The sequence below is a fragment of the Pseudomonas palmensis genome (genome assembly GCF_017848315.1).
GTDB classification, from domain to species: domain Bacteria; phylum Pseudomonadota; class Gammaproteobacteria; order Pseudomonadales; family Pseudomonadaceae; genus Aquipseudomonas; species Aquipseudomonas palmensis.
Genome location: NZ_JAFKEC010000124.1, coordinates 1 through 1,240, shown reverse-complemented (window position 1 = coordinate 1,240; position 1,240 = coordinate 1). Strand labels below are relative to the sequence as shown.

Sequence of the window (1,240 nt, the reverse complement as noted above, 5' to 3'; positions counted from 1 at the left end):
TGGCCTGCAACAGGCGACCGACAGGGTCGTACTGGTAGGCCAACTGACCACGTCGGCTGTCGTGAATGTCGGTGAGTTGCCCGGCGCCATCGTACTGGTACTGACGCTTGAGCAACGTGGACTTGCCGTCGTGGCTGCCTAGCAGTTGCTCCTGCAGCCGTCCGGCCGGGTCCCAGGCCTGGGTCTGCATCAGCTTGTTGCCCTGATGGCGCGCCACTTCACGGTGCAGGTCTCGCGCTCGTAGCTGAGCATGTCGTGCTGGTCGAGCTTCATGCCCAGCAGGTGGCCGCTGCCGTAGGTCAGCCAACTGACCGTGTGGCCATCGGGGCGCACGGTCGCGATGCGCTGGTTGAGCACGTCGTACTCGTGCGTCCACACCGCCACCACCGGCTGCTGCAACCCCAGGTAATGCTGATGCTCGCGGGTCAGATTGCCCGCCTCGTCATGGAACCACTGCAGCTGGCTTGCCGCGTTGATCGCCTGGATCAGCCTGCCGTTGCCGTCATAGGCAAAGCGCTCGGTCTGGGACTGATCACCCAGCCTGGCGGTACGCTCGGCCAGCCGCCCCATGGGGTCGAAACGCAGGTCGATGCGGCGCTGGCCGACCTGGGTCGAGGCCAGGCGACCGCTGTACGGGTCGTATTGATAACGGGTGGTCAGGCCATCGAAGCCGGTCTCCTGCAACAGGCGACCGACCGGGTCGTACACGAAGCTCGCCTGGCTGGTGTTTTCGTTTTCCAGGCCAATCAGCCGGCCCAGCTTGTCCCAGCGGTAGCGCAGGGTGTGCTCGTTGGCGTCGACGCGCTCGGCCAGAAGCCCGGCGCCGGAATAGGTCCAGGTGGTGCAGCGGTCGAGCGCGTCGAGGTACGCCAGCAGACGGCCTTCGGCATCACGCTCGAAGCGCTCTTCGGTGTTGTCGGGGTGGGTGACCCTGGACAGTTGCCCGGCCTTGTACTCATAGGCGGTCGAGTTGCCCGCTGCGTCGGCGAACTGCACCAGCTGGCTGAAGTCGTTGTAGGCCCACTGGCTGGTCTTGCCGGAGCAGTCGACGTACTCGAGCAGTTGCCCGGCGTCGTTGTAGGCCAGCGCCTTCTGGTTGCCGTTGGCGTCCTTGATCGCACTTACCAGGCCGCTTGGGGTGTAGGCAAATTCGGTCTTGTTGCCCAGCGGGTCGACCGTCTCTACCAGGTTGCCGCGCTCGTCGTAGTCGCGCAGCCAAAGGCCACCCTCGGCATCGCGG

The 1,240-nt window shown here is 65.3% G+C and carries 1 pseudogene; it reads right to left on the bottom strand.

Features of this window, described 5'->3' with window-relative positions:
- Positions 1 to 1,240: pseudogene (locus tag JZZ72_RS27640) on the bottom strand (RHS repeat-associated core domain-containing protein); the annotation flags it as partial.